The 6132-nt window shown below is 64.2% G+C and carries 6 protein-coding genes; all 6 read left to right on the forward strand.

Annotated features, from left to right (window positions below; genetic code table 11):
* The coding region (locus RUW20_RS14360; RefSeq protein ID WP_313952914.1) for a Fic family protein at positions 1–706 on the forward strand (706 nt) is incomplete at its 5' end.
* 8 nt (positions 707–714) lie between these two features.
* Positions 715–951, forward strand: coding sequence for a hypothetical protein (locus RUW20_RS14365; protein WP_313952915.1), 237 nt, complete (start codon positions 715–717; stop codon positions 949–951).
* A complete protein-coding gene (locus RUW20_RS14370) occupies positions 948–1916 on the forward strand; it encodes a DUF5655 domain-containing protein (RefSeq protein ID WP_313952916.1) in 969 nt (322 codons plus the stop codon). The genes RUW20_RS14365 and RUW20_RS14370 overlap by 4 nt, the downstream gene beginning before the upstream one ends.
* Before the next feature lie 251 nt (positions 1917–2167).
* Complete coding sequence (locus RUW20_RS14375) at positions 2168–3217, forward strand: Fic family protein (protein WP_313952917.1); 1050 nt, start codon at positions 2168–2170, stop codon at positions 3215–3217.
* A 162-nt stretch (positions 3218–3379) separates the two neighbouring features.
* Positions 3380–5080, forward strand: coding sequence for an NADH-ubiquinone oxidoreductase-F iron-sulfur binding region domain-containing protein (locus RUW20_RS14380; RefSeq protein ID WP_313952918.1), 1701 nt, complete (start codon positions 3380–3382; stop codon positions 5078–5080).
* On the forward strand, positions 5073–6132 hold a 1060-nt coding region (locus tag RUW20_RS14385; RefSeq protein ID WP_313952919.1), incomplete at its 3' end, for a 2Fe-2S iron-sulfur cluster-binding protein. The genes RUW20_RS14380 and RUW20_RS14385, both read left to right, overlap by 8 nt.

Genomic DNA, 6132 nt, shown 5'->3' on the forward strand with positions numbered 1-6132 from the left:
GACTCACAGCGAGAAAGACGCGTGGCACCGTGGAAACTACAAGACCTCCTCCAACAACGTGGTGGCGTTCGACGAAGATGGCAAGCAACTCGGCGTCGTGTTCGAGACGGCAACGCCCTTCGACACTCCGCGTCTGATGAGCGAACTGGTGAGCTGGTTCAATACCGAGCGCGCTGCTTCCGGAACACGCCGGCTACACCCCTTGTTGCTCATCGGCATGTGGAGCGTGGTGTTCCTGAAAATCCATCCTTTCCAGGACGGCAACGGTCGCCTGAGCCGCGTGCTGACCACCCTGCTGTTGCTGCAGGCTGACTACGCCTACGTCCCCTACAGCTCCCTCGAAAGCGTGATCGAGCAAAGCAAGGAAGCGTATTACCTCGCCTTGCGCCAGACTCAGGAGACCATTCGCAGCGAGATGCCCGACTGGCAGCCGTGGCTTGACTTCTTCCTGCGCGCCGTCGCTGAACAGGTGCGACGACTCGGCCGAAAGATCGAACGCGAGAAGCTGGTGCTCGCCACCCTGTCCGCGCTATCGCTGCAAATCGCCGAGTTCGCGCGTGCGCATGGCCGCATCACCATGGGCGACGCGATCAGGCTCACCGGCAGCAACCGCAACACGCTAAAGCAGCACTTCCGCGCGCTGGTGGGACACGGGCATTTGAGCCTGAATGGCAGTGGGCGCGGCGTCTGGTACGAGCTGAGGTAGGAGCTTCCATGATCGACATTCGTCCGCAGAGTTACTTCACAGCGCTCAAGGAACACGATGAGCAACTCGAACGCCTGGGCTTGCTGGCTGAACGCTACTTTGCGGACGACCCGAACCCCAGCCTGCCGAAGTTCCGCCAGCGGGCCGAGTGCCTGGCCCAATCGGGTCGCGTCCAGGGTGGGCCTGTAGCCGTCGTCAAGTATGAAGCACTTGCCTTGCCTCCCGAAAACCAGGCAACGAGATGAGCGACATCAAACTATTCCACCTCAAGTCGGGCAGCGCCACCGAACTGCAAGGCGACGCCTCGGATCTCGAACGGCCACTGCAATCGCTGATTGAGGCCAACCTGGAGACGCTGCTTGGCATCCGCTTTCTGGCGACCGAATACTCCACCGGCAAGATACACGCTGGCCGCATAGACTCACTGGGGCTGGACGAAAACAATTGTCCCGTGATCCTCGAATACAAGCGCTCGGTCGGCGAAAACGTCATCAATCAGGGCTTGTTCTACCTTGACTGGCTGATGGACCATCAGGCCGAGTTCAAACTATTGGCGATGGACAAGCTGGGCAAGCCAGCAGCCGACCGCATCGACTGGAGTGCTCCCCGGCTGGTGTGCATCGCGGCAGACTTCACCAAGTACGACGGGCACGCGGTGCAGCAGATCAACCGCAACATCGAGCTGATCCGCTACCGTCGCTTCGGTGACGAATTGCTGCTGTTGGAGCTCGCCAACGCCACCAGCGCCAATAGCGGGCATAGCGGTGCTATCAAGATTGCGAAGGCATTCAAGGCGAAAGCGGCGGCTGAAAAATCTACTGCCGGCGGCAGAAACTTCGCCGACTGGCTGCCGCTGCTGCCGCCGCGCCTGAGCAACCTGCTCGCCTCCCTGGAGGACTATGTCGCTTTCCTCGGCGACGACGTGCAGCGCAAGGAGCTGAAGATCTACCTGGCGTTCAAGCGTCTGAAGAACTTCGCCACCGTGGTGGCACAGAAGAACCGGCTATTGCTCTATCTGCACCTGAACCCCGAGTTGCTCGCACCATTGCCGACAATTGCTCGCGATGTCAGGCAACAAGGGCATTTCGGCACTGGCGACCTGGAGCTATCACTGACCGCGCAGGCAGATCTGGGGACGGCGAAACCGCTGATCCTGATGTCGTACGACGGGCGTGGTGCGGCGGTCAAGCATGCTGCTGGCGGCGGGTAGAAGGAAAGAATCCAGGCTGGCGCGATTTGCACGAGGGCGGGAACTTCAGGAGGTGAGGAATTGCGTATACAGATTGATCATGGCCGCTCCCAGCGAGGCTCTGGATCGGATGCGGGCGGGCCGACTCCAAGCGACGACGCCAGCGTGTCGGATCGAGAATATCGCCAGAACCCGTTGGACCAGTATCGGGGCACCTCCTCGAAATTCGATATGATCAATGAGCCCCGAATCGGCGGAACGAGAAACGCCTCATGAACACGCTACGCCTCTTCGCCGCAGGCACCCTCCCCGTCCACCCCGCAGCCGCGTGGTATCTCGCTGACCTCGGCGAGTTTCGAGGCAAACAGGATCTCTACACACGCCAGTCGCCGCAACGCTTGAAAGCCTTGCGCGAACACGCGCTGATCGAAAGCGCGGTATCGAGCAACCGCATCGAGGGGGTATCGATTGAAGCGGCGCGGCTTCGCGATGTGTTGGTGACGGCCCGCCCCTTGTTTCGTGACCGCGACGAGGAGGAAGTGCGCGGCTATCGCGATGCCCTGGCCTGGATACATCAGGTGGCGCCACCCATTGACGAGACTACGGTGCAGCGCCTGCACGCTCTGGCACGTGGCGAGATCTGGGACGCAGCGCGCTACAAGGAAAAGGACGCCGACATCATTGAACGCTATCCGGATGGGCGCGAACGAGTGCGCTTTCGCACCGTGGCGGCGGCGGAAACAGCTGCGCGCATGGCGGCGCTGTTGGCCGCCTGGCACGCTTGCCGAGAGGAAAGTTGGGTGCATCCGCTGATCGCGCTGGCGGCGTTCAATCTGGATTTCCTGTGCATTCATCCGTTCCGCGACGGCAATGGCCGGGTATCACGACTGCTGTACCTGCTGCAAAGCCACCAACTGGGTTACGAAGTGGGGCGCTACATCAGTCTGGAACGCCTCATCGAGCAGAACAAGGACAGGTACTACGAGACCCTCGAGCAAAGTTCGCAAGGTTGGCATGAAGGCCGGAACGACCCGTGGCCATACATCAACTATCTGCTGTCGATCCTCAAGACAGCCTATCGCGAGTTTGCCAAGCGCGTCGGCGAAACGAAAGCGCCACGCGGGGCCAAACGAGATCAGGTGCTGGCCGGGATTGAGCGCCTCGTCGCCCAGGGCGGTGATTTTTCGATTAGCGCACTGGAACAAAGTTGTCCGGGCGTCGGCCGCGACATGGTGCGACGGGTTCTTCGCGAGCAGCAAGCAGTGGGCGTGGTCGAGTGCAAGGGACGCGGGCCCGGCGCAAACTGGGTGAAGAAGGGGTAATTACCCTCAAATAGGGGTAATAGAGAGGGTATCAAGGTTTGCAGCGACCCGACGTCTTGATGCTGCCAGCCACACTGCTTGTCGGTAATTGACGTGCTTGATTTCCCCGTCGGCAGCGCTCACGTTTGTTAGGATTGCCGCTTCAATCGTGGAAGCCAACGAATGAGCAGCACGGAACAAGCCACCACAGGGCGACGCAAGGGACGCGGGCAGCGCCGGGGTCGGCGCGTCGACCCTGCGACGCGCGACGCTGTCGTCGAGCTGCTAGCGGGCCTGCCGCTGCGCCGCGATCTCTTGCTGGAACATCTGCACTGTCTCCAGGATGCCAGAGGTTGCCTGCGCGAAGGCGATCTGGTGGCGCTGGCGGACCTGCTGCGCATTGGCGTTGCGGAGGTCTACGAGACGGCGACCTTCTACGCCCATTTCGACCTCCGCGCTGACCACGAGCCGACGCCAGCGCTTGCTGTGCGCGTCTGCGATGGCCTCAGCTGCCGACTGCAGGGGGCGCTGCAGCTTGACGACTCATTGCGCGAGCTGCTGCCGCCAAGCGACGCCAGAGTGCTACGCGCACCGTGCATGGGCCGCTGCGATCTGGCACCGGTGGTGCAGGTCGGCAAACGCCATGCCGACCGGGCAAGCGCAGCCGACGTACAGGCGCTGATCGACGCACAAGCCTTTACACCGCTGCCGGCGGTCAGCGAGAGTCTGGCCGCCTACCGTGCGCGCGGCGGCTATCGGCACCTGCTGGCGCTGCGCGACGGCAGCTTGCCGGCCGAGGCGGTGCTTGCCGAAGTCGAGGCGGCCGGGCTGCGCGGGATGGGCGGCGCCGGTTTTTCGACCGCTCGCAAGTGGCGCCTGGTCGGCGCGGCCGCGGCGCCGCGCTACCTGGTGTGCAACGCCGACGAGGGTGAACCGGGCACCTTCAAGGACCGCTTGATCCTCGAAGCGCAGACGCACCAGTTTCTCGACGGCCTGCTGCTGGCAGCGGCCTACATCGGTGCTGCCCGCTGCTGGATCTACCTGCGCGACGAGTACCCTGCCGCGCACGCACTACTGAGCCGCGAGATCGCGGCGCTCGAGGCAGCGAATCTGATTGCACCAGGCTTCATCGACCTGCGTCGCGGCGCCGGTGCCTACATTTGCGGCGAGGAATCAGCGTTGATCGAATCGATCGAGGGCAAGCGCGGCTATCCCCGGCAACGCCCGCCTTACGTCGCCGAGGCGGGGTTGTTCGGACGCCCGACGCTGGTGAACAACGTCGAAACGCTGGTGCTGGTGCCGACAATTCTCGCCAGCGGCGGCGCACAGTTTGCGGCACTTGGCAGCGAGGGATTTGCCGGTCTACGCAGCTACTCGGTCTCCGGCCGGGTGCGCCAACCGGGCGTAAAGCAGGCGCCGGCAGGGATCAGCGCGCGCAAACTGATCGACGAATACTGCGGCGGCATGGCTGACGGCCATCAGCTGCTGGCCTACCTGCCCGGCGGTGCCTCGGGCGGCATTCTGCCCGCCAGCCTGGCCGACCTGCCGCTGCACTTCGGCGAATTGGAGAAACACGGCTGCCTGATCGGTTCGGCGGCGGTGATCGTGCTTTCGGATCGCGATGACCCGCGCGCCGCGGTGCACGCGATGCTCGAGTTCTTCGCCGACGAGAGCTGCGGCCAGTGCACCCCCTGCCGGATCGGCACCGAGAAGATGCTGGCGCTGTTCGAAGCGCCGGAACTCGATGTGGCGCTGCTCAGCGAGCTGGCGACGGTGATGCGCGATTCGTCTATCTGTGGCCTCGGCCAGGCGGCGCCAAACCCGGTCACCACGGCGCTGCAGTATCTGCCGCAGCACCTGCTGGCGGGGAAGCGCGATGCGTGATGAAACCGGATCACCAGGCGTCCGCTTCACTCTCGATGGTCGCGAGCTGATTGCCCTGCCCGGCGAGACCATCTGGCAGGCTGCCCGACGAGCGGGCCAGACCATCCCGCATCTGTGCACCCAGGAGGCGCCGGATTACCGGCCGGGCGGCAACTGTCGCGCCTGCATGGTCGACATCGACGGTGAGCGCAACCTGGCGCCGAGCTGCAGCCGCCAGGTCAGTGCGGGCATGCAGGTGCGCAGCGAAAACTCCGAGCGCGCACTGCACAGCCGGCGCCTGGTGATGGAGCTGCTGCTCGCCGACCAGCCGCCGCGTGCACGGGCCCATGATCGCAACGCGTCGTTCTGGCACTGGGCGGTGCAATTGGGACTACAGGCCAGCCGGTTCCCAGCGCGCGAAACCACCCCGAATGCCGACCACAGCCACCCGGCGATGACCGTGCAACTCGACGCCTGCATCCACTGCCAGCTATGCGTGCAGGCCTGCCGCGAGATCCAGGCCAATGACGTCATCGGCATGGCCGGTCGCGGTGCGGCAGCGAAGATCGTTTTCGATATCGACGATGCGATGGGCGATTCCAGCTGCGTCGGCTGTGGCGAGTGCGTGCAGGCCTGCCCGACCGGCGCACTGATGGCAACGACGCTACTGGCGGCGGATGGCAGCGGCCTGCTCGCCGCTGGCGAACAGGTCGACCGCGTCGTGCCCAGCGTCTGTCCCTACTGCGGCGTCGGCTGCCAGATCGACTACCAGGTCCGCAACGAGCAGGTCATCGCCGTCAGCGGCCACGACGGTCCGGCCAACCGGCAGCGCCTGTGCGTCAAGGGGCGTTTTGGCTTCGACTACGTACACTCGCCGCAGCGCTTGCTGAAGCCGTTGATCCGCCGCGACGACGCGGCCAAGGTCGCCGACGCCACCTTCGACCCCGCCAAGCCATACACCCATTTCCGCGAGGCCACCTGGGACGAAGCCCTGCAACGGGCGGCCTCGGGGCTGCGTTCGATTCGCGAGCAACACGGCGGCGGCGCGCTGGCCGGCTTCGGCTCGGCCAAGT

Source organism: Accumulibacter sp. (genome assembly GCF_032229525.1).
Lineage (GTDB): Bacteria > Pseudomonadota > Gammaproteobacteria > Burkholderiales > Rhodocyclaceae > Accumulibacter.